Origin of the sequence: Streptomyces sp. NPDC006140 (assembly GCF_040628815.1) — a bacterium.
Lineage (GTDB): Bacteria > Actinomycetota > Actinomycetes > Streptomycetales > Streptomycetaceae > Streptomyces.
Map to the genome: position 1 here is coordinate 104,380 of NZ_JBEXTS010000012.1, position 26,982 is coordinate 131,361.

The 26,982-nt window shown below is 71.3% G+C and carries 26 protein-coding genes and 3 tRNA genes; 18 read left to right on the top strand and 11 right to left on the bottom strand.

Annotated elements, in window-relative coordinates; translation table 11 throughout:
- Positions 1 to 147 precede the first annotated feature (147 nt).
- The 4 genes from ABZ386_RS28450 to ABZ386_RS28465 all read left to right on the top strand — a co-directional run bounded on the left by ABZ386_RS28450 (position 148) and on the right by ABZ386_RS28465 (position 1,585).
- Entirely contained in the window at positions 148 to 297 is a 150-nt protein-coding gene (locus ABZ386_RS28450; protein WP_351341827.1) for a hypothetical protein, read from the top strand.
- 122 nt (positions 298 to 419) lie between these two features.
- On the top strand, positions 420 to 788 hold the full coding sequence (locus ABZ386_RS28455; protein WP_351341828.1) for a hypothetical protein: 369 nt from the start codon (positions 420 to 422) through the stop codon (positions 786 to 788).
- Positions 789 to 912: 124 nt separating this feature from the next.
- Positions 913 to 1,521, top strand: a complete 609-nt coding sequence (locus ABZ386_RS28460) for a bifunctional DNA primase/polymerase (RefSeq protein ID WP_351341830.1) — start codon at positions 913 to 915, stop codon at positions 1,519 to 1,521.
- Positions 1,512 to 1,585, top strand: a tRNA-Lys gene (locus ABZ386_RS28465). The genes ABZ386_RS28460 and ABZ386_RS28465 overlap by 10 nt, the downstream gene beginning before the upstream one ends.
- Before the next feature lie 61 nt (positions 1,586 to 1,646).
- On the opposite strand, the gene ABZ386_RS28470 is transcribed toward ABZ386_RS28465, so the two are convergent.
- Positions 1,647 to 2,912: a M6 family metalloprotease domain-containing protein gene (locus tag ABZ386_RS28470; protein ID WP_351342165.1), complete on the bottom strand. Its 1,266-nt coding sequence runs from the start codon at positions 2,910 to 2,912 to the stop codon at positions 1,647 to 1,649.
- 307 nt (positions 2,913 to 3,219) lie between these two features.
- On the opposite strand from ABZ386_RS28470, the gene ABZ386_RS28475 reads away from it, so the two are divergent.
- Complete coding sequence (locus ABZ386_RS28475) at positions 3,220 to 5,079, top strand: EAL domain-containing protein (protein WP_351341832.1); 1,860 nt, start codon at positions 3,220 to 3,222, stop codon at positions 5,077 to 5,079.
- Here ABZ386_RS28475 and ABZ386_RS28480 read toward each other — a convergent pair.
- Positions 5,055 to 6,146, bottom strand: a complete 1,092-nt coding sequence (locus ABZ386_RS28480; protein WP_356500996.1) for an LLM class flavin-dependent oxidoreductase — start codon at positions 6,144 to 6,146, stop codon at positions 5,055 to 5,057. The two genes, ABZ386_RS28475 and ABZ386_RS28480, sit on opposite strands and share 25 nt — an antisense overlap.
- A gap of 94 nt (positions 6,147 to 6,240) precedes the next feature.
- Entirely contained in the window at positions 6,241 to 6,510 is a 270-nt protein-coding gene (locus ABZ386_RS28485; protein ID WP_351341836.1) for a hypothetical protein, read from the bottom strand.
- 199 nt (positions 6,511 to 6,709) lie between these two features.
- Here ABZ386_RS28485 and ABZ386_RS28490 point away from each other — a divergent pair, with 199 nt between their 5' ends.
- Positions 6,710 to 6,898, top strand: a complete 189-nt coding sequence (locus ABZ386_RS28490) for a hypothetical protein (protein WP_358966420.1) — start codon at positions 6,710 to 6,712, stop codon at positions 6,896 to 6,898.
- Between the two features lie 57 nt (positions 6,899 to 6,955).
- On the opposite strand, the gene ABZ386_RS28495 is transcribed toward ABZ386_RS28490, so the two are convergent.
- Together ABZ386_RS28495 and ABZ386_RS28500 are read right to left on the bottom strand one after the other, a co-directional pair.
- Positions 6,956 to 7,687 carry an aspartate/glutamate racemase family protein gene (locus ABZ386_RS28495; RefSeq protein ID WP_351341838.1) on the bottom strand — a complete coding sequence of 244 codons (732 nt, stop codon included), beginning with the start codon at positions 7,685 to 7,687 and terminating at the stop codon, positions 6,956 to 6,958.
- Positions 7,684 to 8,499, bottom strand: coding sequence for an aspartate/glutamate racemase family protein (locus ABZ386_RS28500; protein WP_114252934.1), 816 nt, complete (start codon positions 8,497 to 8,499; stop codon positions 7,684 to 7,686). Before ABZ386_RS28500 ends, ABZ386_RS28495 begins: the two co-directional genes overlap by 4 nt.
- Before the next feature lie 197 nt (positions 8,500 to 8,696).
- Here ABZ386_RS28500 and ABZ386_RS28505 point away from each other — a divergent pair, with 197 nt between their 5' ends.
- The gene (locus ABZ386_RS28505; protein WP_351341841.1) at positions 8,697 to 9,644 is read left to right on the top strand and encodes a D-2-hydroxyacid dehydrogenase; all 948 of its coding nucleotides are present in this window, start codon (positions 8,697 to 8,699) and stop codon (positions 9,642 to 9,644) included.
- A gap of 17 nt (positions 9,645 to 9,661) precedes the next feature.
- Positions 9,662 to 11,071: an amidase gene (locus ABZ386_RS28510; RefSeq protein WP_355717616.1), complete on the top strand. Its 1,410-nt coding sequence runs from the start codon at positions 9,662 to 9,664 to the stop codon at positions 11,069 to 11,071.
- Here the strand turns inward: ABZ386_RS28510 and ABZ386_RS28515 are convergent.
- Positions 11,052 to 11,546 carry a DUF3830 family protein gene (locus ABZ386_RS28515; RefSeq protein WP_351341845.1) on the bottom strand — a complete coding sequence of 165 codons (495 nt, stop codon included), beginning with the start codon at positions 11,544 to 11,546 and terminating at the stop codon, positions 11,052 to 11,054. The two genes, ABZ386_RS28510 and ABZ386_RS28515, sit on opposite strands and share 20 nt — an antisense overlap.
- 107 nt (positions 11,547 to 11,653) lie before the next feature.
- Here ABZ386_RS28515 and ehuB point away from each other — a divergent pair, with 107 nt between their 5' ends.
- From ehuB to ABZ386_RS28545, 6 genes are all read left to right on the top strand, one after another.
- Positions 11,654 to 12,583: an ectoine/hydroxyectoine ABC transporter substrate-binding protein EhuB gene (ehuB, locus tag ABZ386_RS28520; protein WP_351341847.1), complete on the top strand. Its 930-nt coding sequence runs from the start codon at positions 11,654 to 11,656 to the stop codon at positions 12,581 to 12,583.
- Complete coding sequence (ehuC, locus tag ABZ386_RS28525) at positions 12,580 to 13,281, top strand: ectoine/hydroxyectoine ABC transporter permease subunit EhuC (RefSeq protein ID WP_351341849.1); 702 nt, start codon at positions 12,580 to 12,582, stop codon at positions 13,279 to 13,281. Before ehuB ends, ehuC begins: the two co-directional genes overlap by 4 nt.
- A complete protein-coding gene (ehuD, locus tag ABZ386_RS28530; RefSeq protein ID WP_114252947.1) occupies positions 13,278 to 13,928 on the top strand; it encodes an ectoine/hydroxyectoine ABC transporter permease subunit EhuD in 651 nt (216 codons plus the stop codon). The genes ehuC and ehuD overlap by 4 nt, the downstream gene beginning before the upstream one ends.
- A complete protein-coding gene (gene ehuA / locus ABZ386_RS28535; RefSeq protein ID WP_356501007.1) occupies positions 13,918 to 14,715 on the top strand; it encodes an ectoine/hydroxyectoine ABC transporter ATP-binding protein EhuA in 798 nt (265 codons plus the stop codon). Before ehuD ends, ehuA begins: the two co-directional genes overlap by 11 nt.
- A gap of 198 nt (positions 14,716 to 14,913) precedes the next feature.
- Complete coding sequence (locus ABZ386_RS28540; protein WP_351341854.1) at positions 14,914 to 15,675, top strand: IclR family transcriptional regulator C-terminal domain-containing protein; 762 nt, start codon at positions 14,914 to 14,916, stop codon at positions 15,673 to 15,675.
- Between the two features lie 97 nt (positions 15,676 to 15,772).
- Positions 15,773 to 15,846, top strand: a tRNA-Lys gene (locus ABZ386_RS28545).
- 55 nt (positions 15,847 to 15,901) lie between these two features.
- Here ABZ386_RS28545 and ABZ386_RS28550 read toward each other — a convergent pair.
- From ABZ386_RS28550 to ABZ386_RS28570, 5 genes are all read right to left on the bottom strand, one after another.
- Positions 15,902 to 17,572 carry an AMP-binding protein gene (locus tag ABZ386_RS28550; protein WP_358966423.1) on the bottom strand — a complete coding sequence of 557 codons (1,671 nt, stop codon included), beginning with the start codon at positions 17,570 to 17,572 and terminating at the stop codon, positions 15,902 to 15,904.
- A 40-nt stretch (positions 17,573 to 17,612) separates the two neighbouring features.
- Positions 17,613 to 18,107: a hypothetical protein gene (locus ABZ386_RS28555; protein ID WP_358966426.1), complete on the bottom strand. Its 495-nt coding sequence runs from the start codon at positions 18,105 to 18,107 to the stop codon at positions 17,613 to 17,615.
- Positions 18,108 to 18,206: 99 nt separating this feature from the next.
- The gene (locus tag ABZ386_RS28560) at positions 18,207 to 18,812 is read right to left on the bottom strand and encodes a lytic polysaccharide monooxygenase (RefSeq protein ID WP_351341860.1); all 606 of its coding nucleotides are present in this window, start codon (positions 18,810 to 18,812) and stop codon (positions 18,207 to 18,209) included.
- Positions 18,813 to 18,913: 101 nt separating this feature from the next.
- Positions 18,914 to 20,035 carry an SPFH domain-containing protein gene (locus ABZ386_RS28565; protein ID WP_356501013.1) on the bottom strand — a complete coding sequence of 374 codons (1,122 nt, stop codon included), beginning with the start codon at positions 20,033 to 20,035 and terminating at the stop codon, positions 18,914 to 18,916.
- Positions 20,036 to 20,140: 105 nt separating this feature from the next.
- Positions 20,141 to 21,493, bottom strand: a complete 1,353-nt coding sequence (locus ABZ386_RS28570; RefSeq protein ID WP_358966429.1) for a peptidoglycan-binding protein — start codon at positions 21,491 to 21,493, stop codon at positions 20,141 to 20,143.
- A 199-nt stretch (positions 21,494 to 21,692) separates the two neighbouring features.
- On the opposite strand from ABZ386_RS28570, the gene ABZ386_RS28575 reads away from it, so the two are divergent.
- From ABZ386_RS28575 to ABZ386_RS28590, 4 genes are all read left to right on the top strand, one after another.
- A tRNA-Lys gene (locus ABZ386_RS28575) sits at positions 21,693 to 21,766 on the top strand.
- A gap of 218 nt (positions 21,767 to 21,984) precedes the next feature.
- The gene (locus ABZ386_RS28580) at positions 21,985 to 22,698 is read left to right on the top strand and encodes a FadR/GntR family transcriptional regulator (protein WP_114252961.1); all 714 of its coding nucleotides are present in this window, start codon (positions 21,985 to 21,987) and stop codon (positions 22,696 to 22,698) included.
- Positions 22,699 to 23,024: 326 nt separating this feature from the next.
- On the top strand, positions 23,025 to 25,028 hold the full coding sequence (locus ABZ386_RS28585) for a cellulose synthase catalytic subunit (RefSeq protein WP_356671203.1): 2,004 nt from the start codon (positions 23,025 to 23,027) through the stop codon (positions 25,026 to 25,028).
- A complete protein-coding gene (locus tag ABZ386_RS28590) occupies positions 25,025 to 26,965 on the top strand; it encodes a kelch motif-containing protein (RefSeq protein WP_356616328.1) in 1,941 nt (646 codons plus the stop codon). The genes ABZ386_RS28585 and ABZ386_RS28590 overlap by 4 nt, the downstream gene beginning before the upstream one ends.
- Positions 26,966 to 26,982: the final 17 nt, after the last annotated feature.

The window sequence follows — 26,982 nt, forward strand, 5'->3', positions numbered from 1 at the left end:
CATGACCCACGCAAGCGGAAACGCCGCACCCCGCCGGCCGGAGGCCGGCACGCCCCCGGAGGCGGCCGATGAACACAGCCCGGACGGCTGGGAGGCCAACCACGCGGTGCTCGCCCATCTCACGGAGCACCGGGTGACCTGGCGGCCATGACCCACGCAAGCGGAAACGCCGCACCCCGCCGGCCGGAGGCCGGCACGCCCCCGGAGGCGGCCGATGAACACAGCCCGGACGGCTGGGAGGCGAATCACGCGGTGCTGGCGCATCTCGCGGAGCACCGGGTGGCCTGGCGGCCGTAGCGAACGCGGGGTGGTGGGGCGGCCGTATCCACAACCGCGATGCCCACTTGCGCACCCGCGAGACAATGGACGGTGGCCCGTTCCACCTGGAGGGTCAGCGCGACGTACGAGGAGGAGAAGACATGGCGGAGCCCACGCCGCGTCGGAACGAACCGCGGCTACGCCCCGCGCCCCTGCTCTTCGAGCCCGCGGAGGCGGCCTCCGACCCTGAGCACTTCTTCGACCTCGAGTCGATCGACGACCCACGGGCGCTGCTGGCCCGGGCGACCGAGCTGGCGCTGGCGTTCCGGGCGGCGGCGGACCGGGCGGTGGAGTTCCAGGCGATGGCGGCGGCCCAGCTGGCCGATCCGCGGCGGTTCGACCGGCTGACGACGGCGGACATCGCCGAGCGGGCCGAGTGGACCGAGGACTACGCCAAGAAGATGGTCGAGTTCGGGCGGGACCTGATGCGGGGCGGCACCGAGGGCCGGGAGCCCGGCGAGCCGGTGTGAGACGGGGCCGCACCGATCACCTGGCATATGCCAGGCGGGCAAGATACCCGCTCCCACCCCCTCCTGTCCCGATTTCCGGCAACCCTCGGGAACCGCGCCCTCACGGCGGGTACACCTGGATGCCATGAGCAGCGCATGGAACGCCTCCCACGTCACCCCCGACGGAGCCGCCTGGCTCGCCTCGGCAGGAACGTATCCGCGAAGCACGCTCGCCCTCTGGGAGGAGCGGCCGGACGCCCCGGTCGTGCTGCCCTGCGGGTCGGTCTTCGACGTGGTCAGCGCACCGGCCCTGTTCGGGCGCCGGATGCTGGACCGGCTGTGGGACGACGGCCCCGGCTCGGGCCCGGTCGCGGAGCTCCGCGGCAGGATGCTGCTGTTCGCCGCCCCGGGCACGGCCCAGCGGCTGCCGGCGCTGCTGGAGTGGGAGGAGTGGGGCACGCGGGGCTGGGAGGGCCGGGAGAGCCGCCGCACGGACGCCGTACCTCCGCTGCTGTGCCACGGCACCGGCGACGCGGTGACCGTCCCGGCCCCCACGCAGGGCCCCTCCCCCCTCACCCCCGCCCGCTCCACCGCCCGCTGGCTCGTCGCGCCGGACACCCGTCAGCCCTGGCTGCCGGGCCCCGAGGTCCTGCTGTGGGCGGCCGTCCGGGCGGCCCGCTCGGCCGTGCGGATATCGATTTTTCCTCCTCCGGACCAGGGTGCTAAGGTCTACGACGTCAGCAGGCGCCGCTAGCTCAGTTGGTTAGAGCAGCTGACTCTTAATCAGCGGGTCCGGGGTTCGAGTCCCTGGCGGCGCACAGACGGTGAAGGGCCCCTCGCGAGAGCGAGGGGCCTTTTGCATGCATGCCCGGAGGCCCTTCAACGGGCCACCATGATCTTGATCGTCCAGGCCCCCGAAGCCGTGCGCCCCTCCACCTCCACCCGTACCGCCTCCCCCGGCACCGTGAAGCTCTCCCCGAGGGCGATCGGCGCGTCCGCGAGAGGCGGGTAGACCGAGTCCTCCCAGCAGGCCTCCGTGCGCGGGTGGGCGTCGATCACCTCGATCGGCCCGCCCCCGGACTGCGCCCCGCCCCGCACCCGGTACACGAGCACCCCCTGCCGGCACGCCGCCGCGTCGTTGCCCACCGGCCCCCGCGCCTCGAAGGCGAGCACGCTGTCGCGGCCCGTCCGCACGACGGCGAGCTTCGTGCCCCGCCCGAGCCCGAAGGCCGGCGCCCCGGCGGCGCCCGTCACCGGCACCCCCGGCCCCGCGGCCAGCGGCTCCAGCGTCAGCCGGGCGGGACCGGCGTCCTGCACACACCGCACCTGCCGCGAATCCAGCCAGCCCAGCTTCCATTTGTGCCAGCCGAACAGATCCGGTGCCAGTCCGAACTGGCTGCCCATCAGGTCCCAGTCACCGACGTGCGTGTCCCAGTCGCCCTTGCCGTCGGCGGGCCGGTGGTAGAGGTCGGGCAGGTCGAAGACGTGCCCGGTCTCATGGGCGAGGACGAGCCGGTCCGGCGGATGCTGCTCGAACACCGTGACGACCCGGCGCAGGTCGGTGCCGTCGGCCCGCATCGGGCTCGTGAGGTTCACGACCTTCGTCGCGTCGGAGTCCACGCCCGGCGCGTCCGGGTCGGCGACGAAGTACACGACGTCGTAGCGCGAGAAGTCCACCCGCGGGTCGGCCACGGCGAGCGCGTCGCGCAGGTAGGCGGCCCGGTGCTCGGGGCTCCAGTCGCGCTGTATGTCGTACGCGGTGGACGGCCGGGGCATCTGGATCCAGTGCCTCAGCGGGTGCGGGCGCAGCGTGAAGCGGCCGTAGGAGGCGCGTTCGAAGAAGCGGGTGGTGGCCGGGAAGTGGTCGGCGGTCAGCTCCTGCGGCGTGGTCAGCGGGTGGGCGTCCGGGAAGGACAGGAAGACCATGACCGCGTCCAGGGCCCGGGCCGGGCGCGGATAGGCGGCGTTCCAGGTGTCCAAACCCTCCGAGTGGTGGGCGTCGGTGCGGGTCAGGGCGCAGGGCGCGGCCGAGTCGGCCTCGGCGGCCGAGGGGCCGGTGCCGAGGGAGGTGGCGGCGAGCGCCGACATGGTGGTGAACACGGCCGCGGTGCTGCGCAGTCGGGCGCGCGGGAACGGACGCGGCACGGAGACCTCCGGGTACGGTTCGCGGGACACCGCACCCAGCCTGTGGGGATTTGTCGTACCGCGCCCTGTTTGCCTGCACCAGTTGGGTGAGAAAGCCGAAAATTCGCGGAAGCCGACACCCCCGAAGCACTCACGGAACGTCACAACTGGTCGGGGGCCTGAAGAGGACGTCCAGGTGCGAGCAGAAACGATCTGGCAGAAGCGCGGACTGGCCGGGAAGACTGGACACCGGCTGGAAGCCCCTGGAGCCAGCCTCTATGATCGGCACACTTTCCTGACCTTTCCTGCACGGACAGAGATCGAATACATGCGGGAGCGAGCGGTGAGCGGAACCTCCGAAGGGCCGGCGCCCGCGGCAGACCTCGACGCGCCGATCGTCACAGAGAGTGAGATTGATACGCCTCCCCGTACCGATCCCCGGCCGCAGCCGCCCTACCGCTCCGTCTTCACGGCCGCCCCGCTCGCCATGGCCGTCGTCGACCGCGAGGGCCTCGTCGTCAGCGCCAACGACTCGCTCGCCGCGCTGCTCGGCGGCAGCCCGGACTCCCTCGCCGGATCCGTCGCCGCCGACCTGGTCGACCTCGGCTCCGACGCCCGCACCTGGCACGCCTACCGCGAGGTGCTGCGCGGCCGGCAGTCCCGGCTGCGCTGCACGCGCCGCCTGAAGCACCCCGACGGGCACTCGCTGTGGGTGCAGGTGACGGTCGCGCCGCTGCCCGCCGAGGACCGGGGCGTGCTGCTGTCGGTCGCCGACATCAGCGCCCGCCGGGAACTCCAGGCCCGGCTGCGGCACTTGCAGATGCACGACCCGGTGACCCGGCTGCCCAACCGCACGCTGTTCTTCGAACGCCTGTCGGCCGCGCTGGAGGCGGAGGCGTACGAGCAGAGCGGCACGGGCCGGATCGGGCTGTGCTACCTGGACCTGGACGGCTTCAAGGCCATCAACGACACCCTCGGCCACCGCGTGGGCGACCGGCTGCTGGCCGCCGTCGCCGAGCGGCTCACGCGCTGCGCGGAGGAGGCCGGCCACTCCCGGCCCAGCATCCCGCTGGTGGCCCGGCTCGGCGGTGACGAGTTCGCGCTGCTCGTCGAGGACTCCACCGGCACCGAGCAACTGGCCGAGCTGGCCGAGTCGGCGCTGCGGGCGATCCAGGACCCGTTCGACATCCTGGGCCAGCGGTTGTCGGTGTCGGCGTCGATCGGTGTCGTCGAACGGCACGCGGCCGGGACGAGCCCGACCGCCCTGATGCAGGCCGCGGACACGACCCTGTACTGGGCGAAGGCCGACGGCAAGGCCCGCTGGACGCTGTTCGACCCGGAGCGCAACGCCCACCGCATGACCCGCCAGGCCCTCGCCTCCACGCTCCGCCCGGCCATCGACCGGGGCGAGTTCCAGCTGGAGTACCAGCCGCTGGTCGGCATGGAGGACGACCGGCTGCACGGGGTCGAGGCGCTCGTCCGCTGGAACCATCCGCAGTTCGGCGTCCTCACGCCGAATCGGTTCATCGGACTCGCGGAGGAGGACGGTTCGATCGTTCCGCTGGGCCGCTGGGTGCTGCGCACGGCCTGCCGGCAGGCCCGCCGCTGGCAGCTGGACCACCCCGACGGGCCGCCGATCTTCGTGAGCGTGAACGTGGCGGTCCGTCAGGTGTGGGACTCCGACCTGGTCGCGGACGTGGCCGAGACCCTGGCCGAGACGGGCCTCGCGCCGCACCTGCTGCAACTGGAGCTGACGGAATCGGCGGTGATGGGCTCGGCGGGCCGTCCGCTGCAGGCGCTGAAGGCCCTCAGCGAGATGGGCGTCCGCATCGCCATCGACGACTTCGGCACGGGCTACTCGAACCTGGCGTATCTGAGCCGGCTGCCGGTGTCGGTGCTGAAGCTGGACGGGTCCTTCGTGCGGGGCTTCCAGTACGACGACCGGGAGGCGGCCGCCCGGGCGAACCCGGCCGACGAGGTCGTCGTCGAGGCGATGATCCAGCTGGCCCACCGGCTGGGCCTGACGGTCACCGCGGAGTGCGTGGAGACCTCGGCCCAGGCCACGCGGCTGCGGAGCATCGGCTGCGACACCGGACAGGGCTGGCTGTACTCCCGTCCGGTGCCGCCGGATCGTATCTCCGAGCTGCTGGGCACGCCGGGCGTTCAGGCGGGCGTCGGCAACCCGTAGGCGTCGGCGATGAGTTCGTAGGAGCGCACGCGGACGTCTCCGCCGTGCGCGTTGGCCGTGATCATCAGCTCGTCGGCGCCGGTGCGCTTGGCGAGGTCGTCCAGGCCCGAGCGGACCTGGTCCGGGGTGCCGTGGATGACGTTGGCGTTCCAGGAGTCGACGAAATCGCGCTCCATCGGGCTGAACTCGTAGGCCTCCGCCTCCTCCGGGGTGGGCACGAGGCCGGGGCGGCCGGTGCGCAGCCGGACCATGCTGAGGGCGGCGGCCAGCACCTGGCGGCGGGCCTCCTTCTCCTCGTCGGCGGCGAGCGCGGAGACGCCGATCAGGGCGTACGGCCGGTCGAGCACGGCGGACGGCTGGAAGGACTCGCGGTACAGGTCCAGGGCCGGGATGGTGTTCCGCGCCGAGAAGTGGTGGGCGAAGGCGAACGGCAGGCCGAGCGCCCCGGCCAGGCGGGCGCTGAAGCCGGAGGAGCCGAGCAGCCAGAGCGGCGGGCGGTGCGGGGACTGGACGCCGCCGGGGGACGTGGCCTGGACCGGGCCGGGGACGGCGTGGATGCGGCGGTAGGGATGCCCGTCGGGGAAGTCGTCGTCGAGGAAGCGGGTCAGCTCGGCGAGCTGCTCGGGGAAGTCGTCGGCGCCTTCGTTGAGCCTGTCGGTGCGTCGCAGGGCGGCGGCCGTGGCGCCGTCGGTGCCGGGCGCGCGGCCGAGGCCGAGGTCGATCCGGCCCGGGGCCATCGCCTCCAGCGTCCCGAACTGCTCGGCGATCACCAGCGGGGCGTGGTTGGGCAGCATCACGCCGCCCGAGCCGAGGCGGATGCGGTCGGTGTGGGCGGCGAGGTGGGCGAGGATCACGGCCGGGGACGAGGAGGCCACGCCCGGCATGGAGTGGTGCTCGGCGACCCAGTAGCGGTGGAAGCCGCGCCGCTCCGCGAGACGGACCAGGTCGACGCTGGTGCGCAGCGCGTCGGTGGCGGTGCGGCCGGCCCCTACGGTGACCAGGTCCAGTACGGAGAGGGGGACGGGGGCGCTGCCCTGTGCTGCGCCGCGTATCTCGTCTGCCGCCACGGTGGGGTGCCTCCTGCTGTGGGCCGTGTGCTGTCGTCCCGGCTCTAACAGGGGACTGTCTCCGGTTATTCCCGGCAGTGGCGGCCCGGGGCGGTCAGGCGGCCTGCTCCCAGTCGCTCCGGGCGCAGTCGGGCGGGGGCGGGGAGTCGGTCTTCTCGCGGGCCCGCAGGACGATCCAGGCGAGGGCGGTCGCACCGAAGAGCCACCACGGCAGGGTCCACACGGCGCCCCACCAGCCGGCCCGGGGATGGACGAAGGCATCCGCGGCGGCGCTGATCATGGCCGCGGCCAGGCTCCAGCACAGCAGACGGGCGGAGAGCTGGACAGCGCTTGCGGGGGATCTGAACGGGCCCGGTGCGGCCATCGGGGAATCCTTCACGGCACGACTGGCTGCGGACGTGGCCAGTGTGCACGCGATGGACACCGGAAGGGGAACGCGCTTTCGGTCAACTCAAGAGCCGTGTGGGGCGGCGGAGTTGAGCGTTCCTCAGCTTCCGGTGGAGTACAGGAGCGCATGTGCCCCACTTTGCCCCGAATAAGCGGTAGGACCGATTCCGGCCCACGTGGCAGGCCGGTTCGAGGGCACGGGCCCCTTCGATCGGCTGCTGGGAGGACACGCCTTGGACTTCATGGCGCGGCGTGCGGTGGGCGCGGTCGTCGGTTTCGTCTTCCCCTCCGCCCTGCCCCGGCGGCGCCGGGAACGGCCCGCCGTCCCGCCGCCGCCGTATCCGCCGCCCGAGCGGAGGGCATGAGGCCGCCCCACAGAGAGGCGACGGAGGGCATGAGGCCGCCTCACCAAAACGCGGGGATCACGCCTGGATGATCGGCTCCCGTGTGAACAGCGCCCCCAGTTCCGGTGCGTTGACCCGGCGGTCGGCCAGGCGCAGGGCCTCCCAGACCGTGACCTGGTTGGCGGTGAGGATCGGCTTGCCGAGTTCCTTCTCCAGGGCCGGGATGTGCGCGGCCGTGTGCAGGGCCGTGTCGGGCAGGAGGAGGGCCTCGGCGTCGGGGTGGTCGGAGTTCCGGGCCAGGGTGAGGAGTTCCGCCTCGCCCCAGGTGCCGACCTCGGCCGCCGTGATGATGCCTGAGCTGCTGACCGACACGACGTCGACGCCGTCCGCGCGGAGGAACTGCGCGAAGAGCTGCGCCACGTCCTCCGGGTACGTCGCCCCGATCGCGACCCGCCGCACCCCCAGCTCCCGTACCGCGTGCACGAACGCGAAGGACGTCGACGAGGCCGGCATGCCCGCCGTCTGGGCCAGCGCGCGCACCTGCTCCTGCGCGCCGTCCCAGCCGTAGACGAAGCTGCCGCTCGTGCAGGCCCACACCACGGCGTCCGCACCGGCGTGCCGCAGCTCCTGGACGCCGGCCGCGAGCCGCCCGGCCGCGCCCATCTCCAGCAGCGCGTCCACCCGGTGCGCGTCCTCACCGATGTCGGTGTGCACCAGGTCCACCCGGATGTCGCTGCCCAGCAACTGCTCGATGCGCGGATAGTCGTCCTCGGCGGAGTGGCCCGGGTAGAGGAATCCCAGTGCTGTCATGTCCAGCCTTCCTGCTGCTGCTCTTCTTCCGGCACGACGGGACCGGGGTCCGCCCCCGGCGGTACGGGGCCGGACCGCGCCGCCGGATTGATCAGCGCTTGATACGGCCCCACGGCACGGGTACCCAGTCGGCGCAGCGCCGCCCACATCGTCACTTGGTTGGCCGAGATCACCGGGATGCGCAGCTCCGCCTCCAACTGGGGGATCACGTCGTAGGTGGGCAGGTTGGTGCAGCTGATGAACAACGCGTCGGCGTCGCCGCGGACGGCCTGGCGCGCCATGTCCACGACCTCCCGGTAGGGCACCTTCCAGATGTGCCGGGTCAGGCCCATGAAGGCGCAGCCGGAGATCGCGACGCCGGCCTGGGCGACGTAGGCCTCCAGGGCCTGCGTGACCGAGACCGTGTACGGCGTGACCAGCGCGACCCGCCGGACGTCCAGCTCCACCAGGGCTTCCAGCAGGGCGCCGGAGGTGGTGATCGCCGGGACGGCACCGGCCCGGCTCATCGCCTCGCACATCGCCCGCTCGCCCATGACGCCGCCGACGAAGCTGCCGGACGTGCAGGCGTAGGCGATGACCTCGGGGGCGATCGCGTTGAGCGTGCGGACCGCCTCGCTCAGCGTCTCGTGCTCGCTGACCAGGCGGGCGAGGTCGAGACTGACCTCGACCGGCACGTACGGCGTGCGTGTCATGTGCAGGGAGACCCCGTCCGGCACCCAGCGCCACAGTTCGCGGTCGAGTGCGAAGTCGAAGGGGGCGACGACGCCGACCCCGCGCTGCGGGCTGGGCCCGCCGAGAAATGAGACGTCCATGGCAGGCACCGGCCTCACGCTGGGCAACGAGTGTGCAACGGATCGTGGGAACGCCCGTGTTGACGACGGTAGGTTCGGGTGCGAGCGTGGTCAATCCGCCCGGATCATTCCTTGGTCAACACCGTGTTAACTCGTCGTCACCGGCCGCCTCCCGAAGGCAGGCCGCCCCCGCCGCACGGCTGGAGAAACGGCTGCTCATGCCCACCCCCACCCTGCTCGTCCTGGACGCCGAACCCCTCCCCCGCCTCGGTCGCCTCACCGGCCGCGCCCGTATCGAACACACTGACGCAGCCGGGCTCGCGGAGCATCTCCCGCGCGCGGATGTACTGCTGGTGTGGGACTTCACCTCGCGCGCCGTGCGGGACGCCTGGCCGGGCGAGGGCCCCCGGCCGCGCTGGGTGCACACGGCGAGCGCCGGCGTGGACCACCTGATGTGTCCGGAACTCGCCGCCTCCGACACGGTGGTGACGAACGCGCGGGGCATCTTCGACCAGCCGATCGCCGAGTACGTCGCCGCGCTCGTGCTGGCGATGGCCAAGGACCTGCCGCGCACGCTGGAACTGCAGCGGGAGCGGACCTGGCGGCACCGCGAGTCGCACAAGGTGGCCGGGACCCGGGCCGTGGTGGTCGGTTCCGGACCGATCGGCCGGGCGATCGCCGGCACGCTCGAGGCGCTGGGCGTCACGACCGCGCTCGTGGGCCGCGCCCCGCGCGCCGGCGTGCACGGCCCGGAAGACCTGGACCGGCTGCTGGCGCGCGCCGACTGGGTGATCGCGGCCGCGCCGCTCACCGAGCAGACGCACGGCATGTTCGACGCCCGCCGCTTCGGCGTGATGCAGCCGTCGGCCCGGTTCGTGAACATCGGCCGGGGCCAGCTCGTCGTCGAGGAGGACCTGGCCGACGCCCTGACCAAGCAGTGGATCGCGGGCGCCGCGCTGGACGTCTTCGCCGACGAACCCCTGACCCCCGACAGCCCGTTGTGGCGGCTCCCGGGCCTGATCGTGTCGCCCCACATGAGCGGCGACACGATCGGCTGGCGGGACGACCTCGGCGCGCAGTTCGTGGAACTGTACGAGCTGTGGGAGACCGGCAAGCCGCTGGTGAACGTGGTCGACAAGCAGCGTGGGTATGTACCGGGCCACTGACGTTCCTGGGAGGGTGGATGACCGAGCTCACCGAGCTGACCGCCGTACGGCTCCTCGACGGCTACCGCAAGGGCGAGTGGAGCCCTGTGGAGGCCACGCGGGCGGCGCTGGAGCGGGCCGAGGCGATCCAGCCGGAGGTGAACGCCTTCGTCCGGCTGACCGCCGAGGACGCGCTGGCCCGGGCCCGGGAGTCGGAGGAGCGATGGCGGCGCGGTGAGCCCCGGGGGCTGCTGGACGGGGTGCCGGTCACCGTCAAGGACATCCTGCTGCTGCGCGGGGCGCCGACCCTGCGCGGGTCGAAGGCCGTGGATCCGGCCGGGCGCTGGGACGAGGACGCGCCGTCCGTGGCGCGGCTGCGGGAGCACGGGGCGGTCTTCCTCGGCAAGACGACGACCCCCGAGTACGGCTGGAAGGGCGTGACGGACTCGCCGCTGAGCGGTGTGACCCGCAACCCGTGGGACCCCACGCGCACGGCGGGCGGGTCGAGCGGGGGCAGTGCGGCGGCCGTGGCGCTCGGCGCGGGACCGCTGTCGCTGGGCACCGACGGCGGCGGCAGTGTCCGCATCCCGGCGTCGTTCTGCGGGATCTTCGCGCTGAAGCCGACCTACGGGCGCGTGCCGCTCTATCCCGCGAGCGCCTTCGGCACGCTGGCACACGTCGGTCCGATGACGCGGGACGCGGCGGACGCGGCGCTGCTGATGGACGTCATCGGCCATCCGGACTCGCGTGACTGGTCGGCTCTCGCCCCGCCGCCCGGCGCGTACGCGGAGGGCCTGGCGGGCGGGGTGCGCGGGCTGCGCGTGGCGTACTCGCCTTCGCTGGGCGGGCAGGTGGCGGTGCGGCCGGCGGTCGCGTCGGCCGTGCGGCACGCCGTGGAACGGCTGGCGGACCTCGGCGCGTACGTCACCGAGACCGACCCGGACCTGACCGAACCGGTGGAGGCCTTCCACACCCTGTGGTTCAGCGGGGCGGCCCGGGTGACGCAGCATCTGGGACCGAAGCAGCGGGAACTGCTGGACCCGGGTCTGCGCGAGATCTGCACACAGGGCGCCCGCTACTCGGCGCTGGAGTATCTGGCCGCGGTGGACGTCCGGATGGACCTGGGCCGCCGGATGGGCCGCTTCCACGACACGTACGACCTGCTCGTCACGCCGACGCTGCCGATCACGGCGTTCGAGGCGGGCGCCGAGGTGCCGAAAGGATCCGGTCACCGGCGGTGGACGGGCTGGACGCCGTTCACGTACCCGTTCAACATGACGCAGCAGCCCGCGGCGAGCGTGCCCGTCGGCGCGGACGCCGACGGGCTGCCGGTCGGGCTGCAGCTCGTGGCCGCCCGGCACCGGGACGATCTGGTGCTGCGGGCGGCGCACGCGCTGTACGAGGCCGGGGTGGCGAGGGCCGGCCGGCCTACGCCCGCCGGAAGCTGAGCGTCTCCCCCGCCGCTCCCGACCGCCACAGGTCGTTGCAGGCCTCGGCCATGGCGTCGAGGCCTTCGACGACCTGGCCCCAGACGATGCCGGGGACCCAGCCGACATCGCCGTTCAGCAGCAGGTTGTTGCGCTCGTAGAACAGGGCCAGGTCGACGAGCGTGGTCCCGGCGCGGACCTCGCGGTCGTAGCCGTAGGACTTGGTCCCCAACTCCGCACCGGCGAAGGTGAAATAGCACAGATCGCCCGGAATGGGAGTGACGGTCGGGTTTTCCAGGGGTGGTTCGGTTGCGGCGAAGGGCGGGAAAAGGGCGTAGATCTCGTTGCGTGCGTACTTCGCGTGGTAGACGTCGCCGGCCAGCGGAAGGGAGTCCCAGACGGCCGCGCAGGTGATCGGCGCGCGGTCGTCCAGCAGCCTGGCCCTGCAGGTCACGTCCCGCTTGACCAGCGAGACTTCGATATAGCGATCACTCATGCCCTCCATGGGAGTGCCCCCCGCCCCCGCGGTCAAGGGCGCAGGGGGAGAGTGCGGGGCTTGAAAAGATCGGCATAACTCGCATGCGGTCGGGTAGCCGCGCGCCCATGGCTCCACCACGCAGAAGCCCATCGAGAAAACCCGAACCCCTACTCCGGGCCATATCCGGGCCCACCCGCCGGTCGCTGCTCGCGGGGGTCGCGGCGCTCGGCGCAGTGGGCGCCGCCGGATGCAGCCGGGTCGCCACCGCCTCGGACGTCAAGGGCGGCGACCTCCTCGGCCGGCTCCGGGCGGCGGGCGTCGTCCGCCTCGGCATCGCCGGCGAGATCCCGTTCGGCTTCATCGACAAGAACGGCGAGCTGACCGGCGAGGCGCCGGAGCTCGCCAAGGTGATCTTCAAGCGTCTCGGCGTCGACCGGGTGCAGCCCGTGCCGACCGAGTTCGGCTCGCTCATCCCGGGCCTGAACTCCCAGCAGTTCGACGTCGTGGCCGCCGGGATGTACGTCAACCCCGAGCGCTGCGAGCAGGTCATCTTCGCCGACCCCGACTACCAGATGCTCGACGCGTTCATCGTCCGCAAGGGCAACCCGAAGGGGCTGCACAGCTACAAGGACGTCGTCGGGAAGAAGGCGAAGTTCGCCACCGGGACCGGGTACGCCGAGATCCAGTACGCCGTCGAGGCGGGGTACGAGGAGAGCGACATCCTCATCGTCCCGGACCAGGTCGCGGGGCTGAACGCGGTCGAGGCGGGACGCGTGGACGTGTTCGCCGGCACGGCGCTCACCGTGCGCGAGGTGGTGAAGAAGTCCGCCAAGGCGGAGGCCACCGAGCCGTTCAAGCCGATCGTGGACGGCAAACCGCACGTCGACGGAGGCGCCTTCGCGTTCCGGCCGACCGAGACGAACCTGCGGGACGCCTTCAACGTGGAGCTGCGCAAGCTCAAGAAGAGCGGCGAACTCTTCCGCATCCTCAAGCCGTTCGGGTTCACCGAGGCCGAGATGACGGACCTGACGGCGAAGGAGCTCTGCGGCGGATGACCTCGGGACTCTGGGAACTGGTGCTCAAGGGCGTCTGGGTCACGATCCAGCTGCTCGTCTGCAGCGCGCTGCTGGCCGCGGCGGTGTCCTTCGTCGTCGGCGTCGCGCGCACCCACCGGCTGTGGATCGTCCGCTTCCTGGCGGGCTTCTACACCGAGGTGTTCCGCGGGACCTCGGCGCTGGTGATGATCTTCTGGGTGTTCTTCGTGCTGCCCCCGGCCTTCGGCTGGCAGCTGGTGCCGCTGTGGGCGGGCACGCTGGCGCTCGGCCTGACCTACGGGGCGTACGGCTCCGAGATCGTGCGCGGCGCGCTGAACGCGGTCGACCCGGCGCAGAAGGAGGGCGGGATCGCGCTCAGCTTCACGCCCTGGCAGCGGATGAAGCTGATCCTGCTGCCGCAGGCGGTGCCGGAGATGATCCCGCCGTTCTCCAACCTGCTGATCGAACTGCTCAAGGGCACCGCCCTGGTGTCGATCATGGGCATGGGCGACCTGGCGTTCAGCGGCAACCTGGTGCGCCTGGCGCTGCAGGAGAGCGCGGAGATCTACACGTACATCCTGCTGATCTACTTCGTGATCGCCTTCCTGCTCACCCGGGTCATGCGCGGTCTGGAGAAGAAGCTCAAGGCGGGCGTCGGCAAGAAGCCCGCCGACAAGACCCGGGCGCCTGAGCCGGTCGTGGTGGAGGCGGTCCGATGAACTGGGACTGGAGCGCGGTCTCCGACTTCATGCCGGACTTCTGGGAGGGCCTTCAGGTCACCCTGCAGATCCTGGTGATCGGCTCGCTGATCTCCTTCGTGCTGGGCCTGGTGTGGGCGCTGCTGATGCGGGTGCCGACGCGCTGGGTGACCTGGCCGGTCGGGGCGGTCACGGAGTTCGTCCGCAACACCCCGCTGCTGGTGCAGCTGTTCTTCCTCTTCTACGTGCTGCCCGAGTGGGGTCTGACGTTCTCGGCGCTGGCCACCGGCGTCTTCGCGATCGGGCTGCACTACTCGACGTACACCATGCAGGTCTACCGGGCCGGTATCGAGGCCGTGCCGGTCGGCCAGTGGGAGGCGGCGACGGCGCTGAACCTGCCGCTGCGCCGGACGTGGACCGCGGTGATCCTGCCGCAGGCGGTGCGCCGGGTGGTGCCCGCGCTCGGCAACTACGTCATCGCGATGCTCAAGGACACGCCGATGCTGATGGCGATCACCGTCCTGGAGATGCTCGGCCACGCGCGCCTGTTCTCGCAGGAGCACTTCCAGTTCACCGAGCCGCTGACGGTGATCGGAGTGGCCTTCATCGTCATTTCCTACCTGGCCTCCCTTGCCCTGCGAGCCCTGGAGCGACGCCTTGTCCACTGACACCGTTCCCACCCCCGAGACGAACCCCGAGAAGAACCCGGCCAGGAGCAGCGGCGAGCTGATCCGGCTGGAGCAGGTCACCAAGCGGTTCGGCGACCACACGGTCCTGGACCATCTGGACTTCTCCGTGGACGCCGGCAAGCACGTGACGCTGATCGGCCCCTCCGGGTCCGGCAAGACCACGATCCTCCGCCTGCTGATGACGCTGCTCAAGCCCGACGAGGGCACGATCACCGTGGACGGGGAGCGGCTGTTCCCGGCGCCCGAGAAGCAGGTGCGCGAGGTCCGCAAGAAGATCGGCATGGTCTTCCAGCAGTTCAACCTGTTCCCGAACATGACGGTCCTGCGCAACATCACCGAGGCGCCGGTCACGGTCCTCGGCCTGTCCAAGGACGCCGCCGAGGAGCGGGCGCGCGAGCTGCTGGAGCTGGTCGGGCTGACCGGCCACGTCGACAAGCACCCGGCGCAGTTGTCCGGCGGCCAGCAGCAGCGGGTGGCGATCGCCCGGGCGCTGGCGATGCGGCCGCAGGTGCTGCTCCTGGACGAGGTGACGTCCGCGCTCGACCCGGAGCTGGTCGCGGGCGTGCTCGACGTCCTCAGGGACATCGCCCGCTCCACCGACATCACCATGCTCTGCGTGACCCACGAGATGAACTTCGCCCGGGACATCTCCGACCAGGTACTGATGTTCGACTCGGGCCGGATCATCGAGGCGGGCCCGCCGGAGAAGATCTTCAGCGACCCGGAGAAGGACCGGACGCGGGAGTTTCTCAGCGCAGTGCTGTGACTACGGGCCGTGACCAGGCGGAACGCGCCACCGCCGAACCGGGGCATGCTCCTGGCATATGCCAGCGGGTCAATGCCCCGGTCCGGGCGCCCGGGAATCTTGTCAACCCCCGCTCCCCGCGGGCCCTTTGCCGGTTAACCTGAGAAAGGTTCACTGACCGGATTACGGCCCTAACAGCAAGCGCAGGGGGAGACCACCGTGGCGCTGAAGCACGAGCCGCCGACCACCCCGTACCACTCCGCCCAGGAAGCCCTGCGCGTCCTGGAGACGGTGGCGCGCAACAGTTCGGGCGTCACCGACGCCGAGCTCGCCCGGCGCACCGGCATCGGCCAGGAGCGACTGACCACGCTTCTGCGCATGCTGCGCCGCGAGGGCTACGTCGAGCAGATCACCGACGGCGCCTACGTCGCGGGCGAGACCCTGGCCCGTCTCGGCTCCGCCCACCACCGCGAGCAGGCCCTGAGCGACAAGCTCCAGCACACCCTCGACCGGCTGCGCGACTCGGTCGGCGCCGCCGTCTACATGAGCCGGTACGTCGACGGCGAGATCAGCGTCACCCAGTACGCCGACAGCCCGGCCACCCCCAAGGTCAACGAGTGGGTCGACTTCCGCTCCTCGGCCCACGCCACCGCCATCGGCAAGAGCCTGCTCACGCAGCTCGACCACGCCGGCCGCCGAGACCACCTCGCCCGGCACAAGATGGCCCGCCTCACCTCGCGCACGATCACCAGCGACCGGCTGCTGCTCTCCCGGCTGGAGGCCCAGCCGCCCACCGTGCCCGTCCTGGACCTCCAGGAATACGCGGTCGGCACGGTCTGCGCGGCCGTCCCCATCACGGCCGGCTCCACCGTCGGCTGCCTCGCCCTGTCCCTCCCCGTCGAGCACGCCCACCGCCTGCGCCAGGCCGCCGACACCCTCAACCGCAACGCGGCACCGGTCCTGCTGTCCATGGCGATCTAGGGCAGCGCCGGGTGGTTCGGAGCACCCCTCGGGACCAGGTACTATTTTCTCCGTCGCCCACCGCGAAGACGAAATCTCAGCGGTCGGCGGGAGTCATGCGCCGCTAGCTCAGTTGGTTAGAGCAGCTGACTCTTAATCAGCGGGTCCGGGGTTCGAGTCCCTGGCGGCGCACGATGACGATGGCGAGGCGTGTTCGCAGACAGCGCGAACCACCTCGCCATCTCTGTTATTGCGCGGCTTCGCCGCGCGCGGTGGGGGCTCCGCCACCCACACCCCCTGCCGAAGGGCCTCTCGTGGGAGCGAGAGGCCCTTCGGCGTCTTCCCTGGTCAGGCGGCGGTACGTGGACTCCCCCGGCGGTCGCCACCACACCGGGTCCGCGCACCGGACGCCCTCCCTGCGCAGAGCCGCCCGGTGGATCTTGTTCGTCGCTGTCACCGGCATCCGCTCCACCACCCGCACGAACCGGGGCGCCATCTTCGTCCCGAGGTCGGGCTGTGCGCGCAGGAACGCCGCGAAGCCCTCCGGATCGAACGTCCCGGCGATCGTGGCCATGACCTGGTCCCCGGTCACCGGGTCCGGCACCGCGTACACGGCGACGGCCGCGGCTCCCACGTAGCGGGCGAGGATGTTCTCGATCATCGCGGCGGCCAGGTTCTCCCCGTCGACGCGGAGGCGGTCGTCGGTGCGGCCGGCGAAGTAGAGGTAGCCCTCGCGGTCCCGGTAGAAGAGGTCACCCGTCCAGTACCAGCCTCCCCTGCGCCGCTCCGCCTCCGCCGCCGCGTTGCGCCAGTAGCCCTCGAAGGGGCTCGGGCCCTGGTTGACCAGTTCGCCGATCGCCTCGTCCCCGTTGAGCAGGCGCCCCGCCGCGTCGAAGCGGGCCGGCGGGCACTCCTCGCCGGTCGCCGGGTCGAGGACGACCAGCCCGGGCGCCGCGCGGCCGACGGCCCCGGGCGGTGTCCCCTGCGACCACTGCACGGCCGCCCCGCCCTCCGAGGAGCCGTACCCCTCCACCAGCCGCACCCCGAACCGCCGCTCGAAGGCCGCCGCGTCCACGGCGCCCGCCTCGGTGCCGAAGCCCAGCCGCAGCGGGTTGTCCCGGTCGTCGGGGCCGGGCTCGGTGGCCAGGACGTACTGGATCGCCCGGCCCACATAGGTGAAGTACGTCGCTCCGAACCGGCGCACGTCCGGCAGGAAGCGGGACGCCGAGAAGCGGCGGCGCAGCGCCACGCCCGCCCCGGTCACCAGCGCGGGCGCGAGGCCGGCGATCACCGCGTTGCCGTGGAACATCGGCATGCACAGGTAGTGGACGTCGTCCGGGCCGAGGGAGAACTGCCCGGCCAGCGCGTGTCCGGCCGCGGCCAGTCGCCCCTGGGAGCAGAGCGCCGCCTTGGGCGCGCCGGTCGAGCCGGAGGTGAAGTAGAGCAGGAGGCGGTCGCGCGGGGTGGCGCGGGAGGCGTCCGGCCGGGCGTCCGCGTAGGGCGCGAGGAGGCCGGCGTACTCCGCGTCGTCCGTCACCAGCAGGCGGACGCCGGGCAGGTCCAGGCCCGTGAGCAGCGGCAGGTGGGCCCGCTCGGTGACCAGGACCCGGCACTCCGTGTGGAGGATGTCCCGGGCGAGTTCGGCGCCCCGGCGGGTGGGATTGACGCCGGCGACCGCCGTCCGGGCCAGGGCCGCCGCGCCCAGCCACAGGGGGAACTCGGGGGTGTTGTCGAGCAGGACGCCGAGGTGGGGTTCGGCGGTCGGGGGGAGGAGGTCCCCGAGCAGTGCCGCCCGGGCCGCGGCTCCGGCCCCCACCTCGTGGTGGGTCAGCACCAGCTCCTCGCACCGCAGCCCCGGCCGGTGGTCGCCCCATCGGGCGGCTACGAGTTCCGCGACCGTGCTCGCCCTGGAGTCCATGAGCGGGCACGGTAGTTGACATACCGTCAGATGTGGAGGGTCAGGGCGTCACGGACGTCTCGCTGTCGACGCTGAAGACGAAGTCGCCGTACGGGCCGAAGGTCTGGCTGTACACGGCGACGAAGCCGGCGCAGAAGACGACGACCACGCCGAGGAACGCCAGGATGCCGACGGTGGTCATGACCTGCCTCACCGGGCTCGGCGGCTGGGCCGTGGCCACGACCTGGTGGCCGTCGGTGTAGTGGACCGTGACGTAGTCGCCCTCGACGGTCGTGGCGGGGCCGCCGTCCTCCTCGAAGCGGATGACCCGGCCGTCGTAGGTGATGAACTCGTAGACGTGGTGGAGTGCGGTGCGGACCGACGTGTCGCCGTGGCCGCCGCTCACCGTCGTGAACGTCCGCAGGCACCGGGCCTCGGCCGTCAGGCCGCTGTTCCACGCGCCCCGGATCTGCAGCCAGCGCCGGAGAACGCGGTAGGCCATGAAGACCGCCAGGGCCATGATCAGGCCGGGCACGACGTAGAAGATCAAGTGCATCGCGCATCCCCCGAGGTCGATGCGCCGGCCCCGATCGGCCGGCGTGGGAGGAACGTACCCACGCCGGCCGCACCGGTGACTCAAGAGAACCTCAGAGGTTCAGAAGGTGACGTCCGAGCAGGCGTAGAACGCGTTGGCCGTGTCGGCGATCGTCCACACCGCGACGATGACGTGCCGGCCGCTGAGCCCGGACGGCAGCCTGCCGGTGTGGGAGAGGGTCGACGGCGGGCGCTGCCCGTGGTACGGCACCGTGAAGAACGGCGTGAGGTCGAGGTCGGACCGGGCCAGGTTGTGGTTCTGGTTCCAGCCCGGCTTGGTGATGTAGTACCTGAAGTCGGTCGTGGCGTGCATGGCCGTGAACTGCCAGCGGAACGTGTAGTTCTGGCCGCCCGTCACCTTCGTGGCGGGCCAGGCGCCGCCGGACGGCGTCCGGGGTGCGCTGAGCCGGCTGAAGTGGCCGAGGCCGGCGTTGCATATCTGCCCGTCGGCCGGACCGGAGGCCGGGAAGCCCTTCGGGCCCTCGACACTCTGCGGTTCCCATTGGATGGCGCCGCAGTCGGTCACGGTGCCGTTCTGGCAGAGCTTCTGCCTGCTGACGGGGAGGTCGGTGTAGCCGTGGCCGCTGGCGCCGCCGGAGGAGAGTACGAGGGCTCCGGTCGTGGCCAGTCCCACCGCGGCTGCGGACAACTTGGTCCTTGTGCGCATGCTGCCGCTCCTGGAGAACGTGGGGGAGGTGCAGTGAGCTGTGCAGGTAGGTCTAGACCAAGTCTGAGAGTAGGAGCGTCAGTTGAACATGTCCATACCAATCACGGGGTCGTTTCCCCGCGCCCGGCGCAGAACGCCACCGTGAGGTCCTTCACCAGCGCCTTCCGCTCGTAGTCGTCGAGTTCGACCAGGCCCCGCATGGTCAGCCGGGTCACCGTGTCCTCCACCGAGTCGACGACCGAGGTGAGCACGCTCGCCCGATGCTGGGCGTCCAGCGCGGCGATCCGGCGGCGGTGCATGGCGGCGGCCACCTCGGGGGCGTACTCCACCCGGACCGGCTGCACCGAGAACACCTCCAGGCCGACCGGTGCCGCGTCCGCCGCCACCAGCCGGGTCAGCGCCTCGGCCGCCGCGTCCCCGGCCCCCTTCGCCCCGCCCGGCGTCTCCACCGGAACCCGGGCAAGCGCCGCCTCCACGCACTCGCGCAGATACGTCTCGTGGTCCTCGACCCCCAGCGTGGCCCGCGCGGTGTCCCGCACCCGCCACACCACCAGGACGACCACCCGCAGCGCGACCCCGCCCGCGTCGGCCGCGGGCACCGGCTCGCTGCGCCAGTGCCGCAGCCGTACGTCCACCCGGCGCCGCAGCAGCAGCGGATTGACCCACAGCAGGCCGGAGCGCCGGACGGTCCCCCGGTAGCGGCCGAAGAGGTCCAGCACCCAGGCCCGCCCGGTCCGGCCCCGGGCCAGCCCGCCGAACCCGAACAGCCCGAGCGCCGCGGCCCCCGCGTACGCCGCCCACTGCGCCGGACCGAGCCCGGCCCCGGCGTGCGCCGGCAGCCGCAGCGCCTCCAGGGCGAGCGGCGGCAGCACCCCGGCCCACCAGGAGGTGGCCACACACCCGGCCGCACCGCACGCCCCGGCCAGCACGCCCGCCGCACCGGGCAGCACCCGGGCCGGCCGCTCTACCAGGTCGGGGTCGACCTGCGGCACGGGCCGCGGTGCCGCGGCGACCGCGCGCCGCAGGCGTGGCTGCTCGCCCGTGCCCTGCCTGCGGCTCACCACCGCGGGTTTCAGCGCCACCGTGGCCGGGTCGGGGTCGTCCCGGAACAGCAGGTGGACGGGGATCTCGGTGGTGGCCTCGTTCTGGATGAGCCGGCCGGGCCGGGCCGGCCCCTCGGCCGGTCCGTCGGGCTCGGACGTGTGGGAAGTGGTCGTACTCATGCCTGCCTCCAGCCTCCGCGCCAGATGCGTCACAGGTGGTCCCCGGTGTCGGGTGCGGGGCCCGCCGGAAGGGCCCGACCGGGGTTCGGGACCCGCCGGCCGGGCCTACGAGAAGAGCCGGCGCCAGGTCTCCGGCCCCGGGTAGCCGTCCGCCGCGCCGCCCCGCCAGCCCTGGGTCCGCTGGAAGGCCTCGACGGCACGCCGGTCCGCCTCGCCCCAGCGCGGCCCCGGCCCGACGGTGTAGAACCTGCCGAACCCCTTGCGCACCAGCTGCCTCCCGAGCCGGGTGACGTACGCGTTGCTGGCACCGGGCCGGAACATCGCCCGGCCCGGGTAGCCGGGGACGCCGTGCGAGGCGGGCGGGGGTCCGACCGCCCCGTCCTTCACGTCCTTGCCGCGGCCCGTGACCAGCAGCTCCCAGGTGCGCGGCCCGGGCAGGCCGTCCGCGTCCGCGCCGGTCCAGCCCTGGGCCAGCTGGAAGGCCCGGGTCGCCCGCCGGTCCGCGTCCGTCCAGCGCGGTCCCGGGCCCGAGGCGTAGGAGGCGCCGGCCCCGCGCGCGACGAGCATGCGGCCGAGCAGCGTGACGTACTTGTTGTGCGCGCCGGGGCCGAAATACGCCGCCCCCGGATACGGCGTGGCGGCCGGGGCGCCGGGCTTCCCGCTGTCCGGCTCGGGCTCCGGCTCCTCGGGGGCGAGTCCCTTGTAGCGATAGGGGACGTACTGGTCGGAATCGCTCCAGTACGCGTACGGGGTGGACTGCCGGCGGGTGTGCGGGCGGGTCTGCTCGTAGGCGATGTAGTAGCTGTGCGTGTAGTCGGTCCAGCCGCCGAAAATGGTGACGTGCGAGCCTTTCTCGGGGTCGTTCGCGTTGTGGAACAGCAGAATGTCGCCCGGCTGGAGTTCCTCCTTGGAAATCCGCTCCCCGTACTGGGCGAGACTGCCCGTCCATTCGTTCCGGGGCAGTTGCCAGGCCATGGAGACATAGCCGGAGCAGTCCTGCCGGTAACCGTCGGACCAGTAGGCGGTCATGCTGTACGGCACCTTCGCGGCGACCCAGGTCTTGGCCCGGTTGATGATCTCCGCGCGGGTGGTGGCGGTGGGCTTGAGGGAGGCCGCGGGCCTGGCGGGCCGGCCGCCGGGGCCGTGCAGCGGGGCCTTGCTTCCCTGTGGGGTGTCGGGCTCCTCACCTGCGGAAACGCCCTGGCGGTGGGGGGCGTGCAGGGCGGCGGCGGCCGGTGCGGTGTGGCCCGCGCCGAGTGCGGCGGAGGCGACGGCGGCCAGGGCCAGGGCGATGGGGGTCCCCCCTGCTCGAGCGCAGCCGAGAGCTTGGGGGCGGGCGGCCGGGTGGGCGGTGGTGCGGCCGGCCGGGGAATGCGGCAGGACGCGGCGCCAGTGGACGCAGCCGGGGCAGTCGCAGTCGCTCGCGGGGTCGAATTCCTCGAATACCGGAGACTCCATGCGATTCCCCTCACACTTCCGGCGGAAAATGCGGCACCCGTGCACGTCCGGGCGCGCGTCGTCAGTTTCGCAACTGTCTTCCGCACGCGCATGCTGACGGTCCGAATGATGTACGCGGGGGCCCTCCGGGGGACCGCCCGGGCCCGGGCGGGTGGTCGGGAGCACCTCCCGGCGTCCTGTAGAGTTACGACGTCAGCGCGCGCCGCTAGCTCAGTTGGTTAGAGCAGCTGACTCTTAATCAGCGGGTCCGGGGTTCGAGTCCCTGGCGGCGCACGATGCCGGTGGCGGCTTGTGTTCGCAGACAACGCGAACGCAAGCCGCCACCGTCGTTTTCTGCGCGGCTCCGCCGCGCGCTGTGGGGGCTCCGCCACCCACACCCCCCTTTGCTCGGCGTCATGGCGACCGGGGATCATCCCCGGAAGCCGGAGGGTGCTCCCTCTTCTCTGGCCGGAACCCGGCCCCCCGCGCGATTGGCCGGATACCCTCTCGCCATGGCAGCGCGTGACCTCCAGGAGCGGATCAAGAAGCTCATCATCGACCGCCGGCTGGCCTCCGGGGCCCCGCTGCCGACCGAGCCCGAGCTGATGGAGTACCTCGGCGCGAGCCGGAACTCGGTGCGGGAGGCGCTGAAGGCGCTCCAGGCGATGGGCATCGTGGAGATCCGGCACGGGTTCGGGACGTACGTCGGTCCCATGTCCCTGGCCCCGATGATCGAGGGCCTCGCCTTCCGCACGGTCGCCGGGCACTACCGGGGCGAGGACTCCCTGCTCCAGCTGCTCGAACTCAGAGAGGCCGTGGAGACGGGGCTCGTCTCCCGGCTCGCGGGGCGGATACCGCGCACGGACCTCGTTGAACTGGACGCGCTCGTCGACCGTATGGAAGAGCAGGCCGCGCGCGGAGCCGGCCTCGCCGAGACCGACCGGGCCTTCCACGCCACCCTCTACCGGGGGCTGGACAACGTGCTGCTGAGCGAGGTCCTGGAAGCCTTCTGGGACGCCTTCCACCGGGTCCGCACGGACCTCGGGGGCGAGCCGCAGGACCCGAAGGTGACCTGCCGGCAGCACCGGGAGATCCTCGACGCGGTCCGCTCCGGCGACTCGATGCGGGCGGAGGAGGCCATAAGAGAGCACTTCGGCAACATCCGCGCCCGCCTGTCCACAACGGCTCCACAGGGCCCTCACACCCGCCACAATGAACGCGTATGACCGGTAAACACCGCGTTTCGCATCTTGCGATCATGATGAACGCCGTAGAACCCTGGTTTTCTGGTTTTTCAAGATGCTGCGCTTTCGCGGCAGTTGGGGGGATTCGGAGCCGGTTGCGGATCGAGCGGGGGTAGGGGCCCCGTTCATGAAGCGATGCCGTGGGGGGCATCATGCAACCGGAAGGTCGCGTTGCCGTGTCTATAGGGTGTGGATGACGTGGTGACAGCGACCCACCACTGATACGTCTGTGAAGGTCGAGGGGGACCTGGAGCAGACGGTAGGAAGCGACGAAACACGCGGCTGTTCCGCGTGTGGGGGGATGACTCATGACGTCGAGGCCGACGGGCGCCCGGCAGCAGGACCACGACCCGTCCCAGACCACCCAGCTCAGGGTGCCGGCGCATCGGATGAGCACCACGGGGACATTCCGGCGGATCAAGAAGACGCTGCCGAGATACGACTACGAGCACTACAGCCGGCTCGCGGGTCCCCTCACCCAGCCCGATCCGGGCAGACCGTACAAGGTGCAGTACCGCTCGCTCATCTCGCAGGAGCCGCACCGCATCCGGGTCGCCCTGATGCTGGCCGCGGCCCCGGTGCTCTCGCTGGTGCTGCTGTTCTGGCTGCTCCAGCCCGAGCACTGGACCGAGCGCGACTACCCGGCCTTCGACTGGCTGCCGGCGCTCGACGTCGTCATGCTCGTCTCGATCGGCCTGATCGAGTTCTTCCGCTGCATGAACGTGCTGTCCAACGCGCACGCCACGCTGGTCGCCCGCGACCCGATCCCGGTGGTGCCCGAGACCGGCACGAGAGTGGCCTTCCTCACCTCCTTCGTGCCCGGCAAGGAGCCGCTGGAGATGGTGACGAAGACCCTGGAGGCGGCCGTCAGGATCCGCCACCGGGGACTGATGCACGTCTGGCTGCTGGACGAGGGCGACGACCCCGACGTGAAGGCGGTCTGCGAGCGCCTCGGCGTGCACCACTTCTCCCGCAAGGGCGTCGCGAAGTGGAACCAGGCCAAGGGCCCGCACCGCGCCAAGACCAAGCACGGCAACTACAACGCCTGGCTGGAGGCGCACGGCGACGACTACGACTTCTTCGCCTCGGTCGACACCGACCACGTGCCGCTGCCCAACTACCTGGAGCGGATGCTCGGCTTCTTCCGCGACCCGGACGTCGGCTTCGTCATCGGCCCGCAGGTGTACGGCAACTACGACAACCCCATCACCAAGGCCGCCGAGTCGCAGCAGTTCCTCTTCCACGCGCTGATCCAGCGCGCGGGCAACCGCTACGGCTCCCCCATGTTCGTCGGCACCTCCAACGCGGTGCGCATCAAGGCGCTGAAGCAGATCGGCGGCCTGTACGACTCGATCACCGAGGACATGGCGACCGGCTTCGAGATGCACCGCCACAAGAACCCGGCGACTGGCAACAAGTGGCGCTCGGTGTACACGCCGGACGTGCTCGCGGTCGGTGAGGGCCCGAGCGCCTGGACGGACTTCTTCACCCAGCAGATGCGCTGGTCACGAGGGACGTACGAGACGATCATCGGGCAGTACTGGAAGGGCTGGTACTCGCTGCCGCCGAGCAAGCTCTTCAACTACACCATGATGATCATCTTCTACCCGATGTCGGCCCTGAACTGGATCCTGGCGGCGCTCAGCTGCGCGCTGTTCCTGGGCCTGGGCGCCTCGGGTGTGAACATCGACCCGGCGGTCTGGCTGATGCTCTACGGCAACGCCTCCGCCCTGCAGATCGGCCTGTACGTCTGGAACCGCCGGCACAACGTCTCGCCGCACGAGCCGGAGGGCTCCGGCGGTGTGGCCGGCATGGTGATGTCCGCGCTGTCGGCGCCGCTGTACGCGAAGGCGCTGATCGACTCGGTGCTGCGGCGCAAGAGCAAGTTCGTGGTCACCCCCAAGGGCGATTCGGCGAGCCCGGACCGCTGGTTCGCCACGTTCCGCTACCACTGGTACTTCATCCTGATCTTCGCCGCCTCGATCACGGCGGGCTTCGTCTTCGGCAACTCCCACCCCGCGATGATCATCTGGGCGACGTTCGCGCTGCTGATCACGGCCTCGCCGATCTTCGCCTGGCGCTGGCAGCTGCGGCAGGACGCGAAGAAGCCCGCCCCCGACGCGGCGGAGCAGCCTCAGGACCCTGCCGGGCCGCACCGGACGCAGCCGCTGCCCATCCCGCAGCAGCAGGCGCCGCACGCCCCGCAGAACAAGCCCAGTTGGGCCGCCACCCCTGGCGGCAACGGGGAGGTCGGGGGAACCGACCAGACCATGCAGATCGCCCTTGGTGGACTTGGGGGACGTAAGGAATGAACGACCGTGCAGGCCGCCGCCGGGCCCGTCGACTCGCGATCGGCACGGCGGTGGTACTCGCGCTGGCCGGGATGAACGGGCCGTGGCTCTATCGCTTCAGCACCGAGAAATACCACCAGTACAAGATCAACCAGCCGGAGTACAAGGCCGCGAACGGCAAGTGGGAGATCATCGAGTTTCCCGAGGAGTACCGGCAGAACACGATCCACGCGGCGCTGCTGCGCACCGGCAAGGTGCTGCTCGTCGCGGGGTCGGGCAACAACCAGGAGAACTTCGACGCGAAGAAGTTCGACACCCGCATCTGGGACCCGGTCAAGGGCACGATCAAGAAGGTCCCCACCCCGGCCGACCTGTTCTGCACCGGCCACACCCAGCTCGCCAACGGCAACCTGCTGATCGCGGGCGGCACCAAGCGGTACGAGAAGCTCAAGGGTGACGTCACCAAGGCCGGCGGCCTGATGATCGTCCACAACGAGAACCCGGACAAGCCGATCACGCTGCCCGCGGGCACGAAGTTCACGGGCAAGGAGAACGGCAAGACCTTCGTCTCGAAGGACCCGGTGCTGGTGCCGCGCGCCAAGAAGGTCTTCGACAAGGCGACCGGCAAGTTCCTGCGCAACGATCCCGGCCTCGGCCGGATCTACGTCGAGGCGCAGAAGCGGGGCAAGAAGTTCGAGACGGGCACGCAGGACAACTACCGCGTGCACGGCCTCGACGGCGCCGACGCGCGCAACACGTACGGCATCGCGCAGAAGCTCGCCCTCGACAAGAAGGACTTCCAGGGGATCCGGGACGCCTTCGAGTTCGACCCCGTGGCCGAGAAGTACATCAAGGTCGACCCGATGAAGGAGGCCCGCTGGTACCCGACGCTCACCACCCTGAGCGACGGGAGGATCCTCAGCGTCTCCGGCCTCGACGACATCGGCCAGCTGGTCCCGGGCAAGAACGAGATCTTCGACCCGAAGACCAAGAAGTGGACCTACACCGACAAGGTCCGGCAGTTCCCGACCTACCCGGCGCTGTTCCTCATGCAGAACGGCAAGGTCTTCTACTCGGGCTCCAACGCGGGCTACGGGCCGGACAACGTGGGGCGCGACCCGGGCGTCTGGGACGTGGCCACCAACAAGTTCACGAAGGTCCCCGGGCTGAGCGACCCCAAGCTGATGGAGACGTCCGGCACGGTGCTGCTGCCGCCGGCGCAGGACGAGAAGTACATGGTGATCGGCGGCGGCGGCGTCGGCGAGTCCCAGGAGTCCAGCGAGAAGACCCGGATCGTCGACCTGAAGAAGCCGAACCCGAGCTTCGTGGACGGCCCGTCCCTGGACAAGGGCACGCGCTACCCGAACGCCTCGATCCTGCCCGACGACAGCGTGCTGATCTCCGGCGGCTCGGAGGACTACCGGGGCCGCGGCGACTCCAACATCTTCGAGGCGCGGCTGTACGACACGGAGAAGAACGAGCTCAAGCGGGTCGCCGATCCGCTGGTGGGCCGCAACTACCACTCCGGTTCGATCCTGCTGCCCGACGGGCGCGTGATGTTCTTCGGCTCCGACTCGCTCTACGCCGACAAGGCCAACACCAAGCCGGGCAAGTTCGAGCAGCGCATCGAGATCTACACCCCGCCGTACCTCTACGGCGACGCGGACCGGCCCGCGCTGTCGGGCGGGCCGCAGACCATCGAGCGCGGCGGTACGGGCACGTTCACCTCGTCGGACGCGGCGAAGGTGAAGAAGGTCCGGCTGATCCGGCCGAGCGCCGCCACGCACGTCACGGACGTCGACCAGCGCTCGATCGCGCTGGACTTCAAGGCGTCCGGCGACAAGCTGACGGTGACCGTGCCGGAGAACCGGAACCTGGTCCAGGCGGGCTGGTACATGCTGTTCGTGACGGACGACCGGGGCACGCCCAGCAAGGCGCAGTGGGTCAAGGTGCCGTAACCGACGGCTCGTTGGGG

Bases quoted from the DNA above. Each gene is read 5' to 3' on its own strand.
- ABZ386_RS28450 (WP_351341827.1), top strand. From the start codon at position 148: ATGACCCACGCAAGCGGAAACGCCGCACCCCGCCGGCCGGAGGCCGGC.
- ABZ386_RS28455 (WP_351341828.1), top strand. From the start codon at position 420: ATGGCGGAGCCCACGCCGCGTCGGAACGAACCGCGGCTACGCCCCGCG.
- ABZ386_RS28460 (WP_351341830.1), top strand. From the start codon at position 913: ATGAGCAGCGCATGGAACGCCTCCCACGTCACCCCCGACGGAGCCGCC.
- ABZ386_RS28475 (WP_351341832.1), top strand. From the start codon at position 3,220: ATGCGGGAGCGAGCGGTGAGCGGAACCTCCGAAGGGCCGGCGCCCGCG.
- ABZ386_RS28485 (WP_351341836.1), bottom strand. From the start codon at position 6,510: ATGGCCGCACCGGGCCCGTTCAGATCCCCCGCAAGCGCTGTCCAGCTC.
- ABZ386_RS28495 (WP_351341838.1), bottom strand. From the start codon at position 7,687: ATGACAGCACTGGGATTCCTCTACCCGGGCCACTCCGCCGAGGACGAC.
- ABZ386_RS28500 (WP_114252934.1), bottom strand. From the start codon at position 8,499: ATGGACGTCTCATTTCTCGGCGGGCCCAGCCCGCAGCGCGGGGTCGGC.
- ABZ386_RS28505 (WP_351341841.1), top strand. From the start codon at position 8,697: ATGCCCACCCCCACCCTGCTCGTCCTGGACGCCGAACCCCTCCCCCGC.
- ABZ386_RS28510 (WP_355717616.1), top strand. From the start codon at position 9,662: ATGACCGAGCTCACCGAGCTGACCGCCGTACGGCTCCTCGACGGCTAC.
- ABZ386_RS28515 (WP_351341845.1), bottom strand. From the start codon at position 11,546: ATGAGTGATCGCTATATCGAAGTCTCGCTGGTCAAGCGGGACGTGACC.
- ehuB (WP_351341847.1), top strand. From the start codon at position 11,654: ATGGCTCCACCACGCAGAAGCCCATCGAGAAAACCCGAACCCCTACTC.
- ehuC (WP_351341849.1), top strand. From the start codon at position 12,580: ATGACCTCGGGACTCTGGGAACTGGTGCTCAAGGGCGTCTGGGTCACG.
- ehuD (WP_114252947.1), top strand. From the start codon at position 13,278: ATGAACTGGGACTGGAGCGCGGTCTCCGACTTCATGCCGGACTTCTGG.
- ABZ386_RS28550 (WP_358966423.1), bottom strand. From the start codon at position 17,572: ATGGACTCCAGGGCGAGCACGGTCGCGGAACTCGTAGCCGCCCGATGG.
- ABZ386_RS28555 (WP_358966426.1), bottom strand. From the start codon at position 18,107: ATGCACTTGATCTTCTACGTCGTGCCCGGCCTGATCATGGCCCTGGCG.
- ABZ386_RS28560 (WP_351341860.1), bottom strand. From the start codon at position 18,812: ATGCGCACAAGGACCAAGTTGTCCGCAGCCGCGGTGGGACTGGCCACG.
- ABZ386_RS28565 (WP_356501013.1), bottom strand. From the start codon at position 20,035: ATGAGTACGACCACTTCCCACACGTCCGAGCCCGACGGACCGGCCGAG.
- ABZ386_RS28570 (WP_358966429.1), bottom strand. From the start codon at position 21,493: ATGGAGTCTCCGGTATTCGAGGAATTCGACCCCGCGAGCGACTGCGAC.
- ABZ386_RS28580 (WP_114252961.1), top strand. From the start codon at position 21,985: ATGGCAGCGCGTGACCTCCAGGAGCGGATCAAGAAGCTCATCATCGAC.
- ABZ386_RS28585 (WP_356671203.1), top strand. From the start codon at position 23,025: ATGACGTCGAGGCCGACGGGCGCCCGGCAGCAGGACCACGACCCGTCC.
- ABZ386_RS28590 (WP_356616328.1), top strand. From the start codon at position 25,025: ATGAACGACCGTGCAGGCCGCCGCCGGGCCCGTCGACTCGCGATCGGC.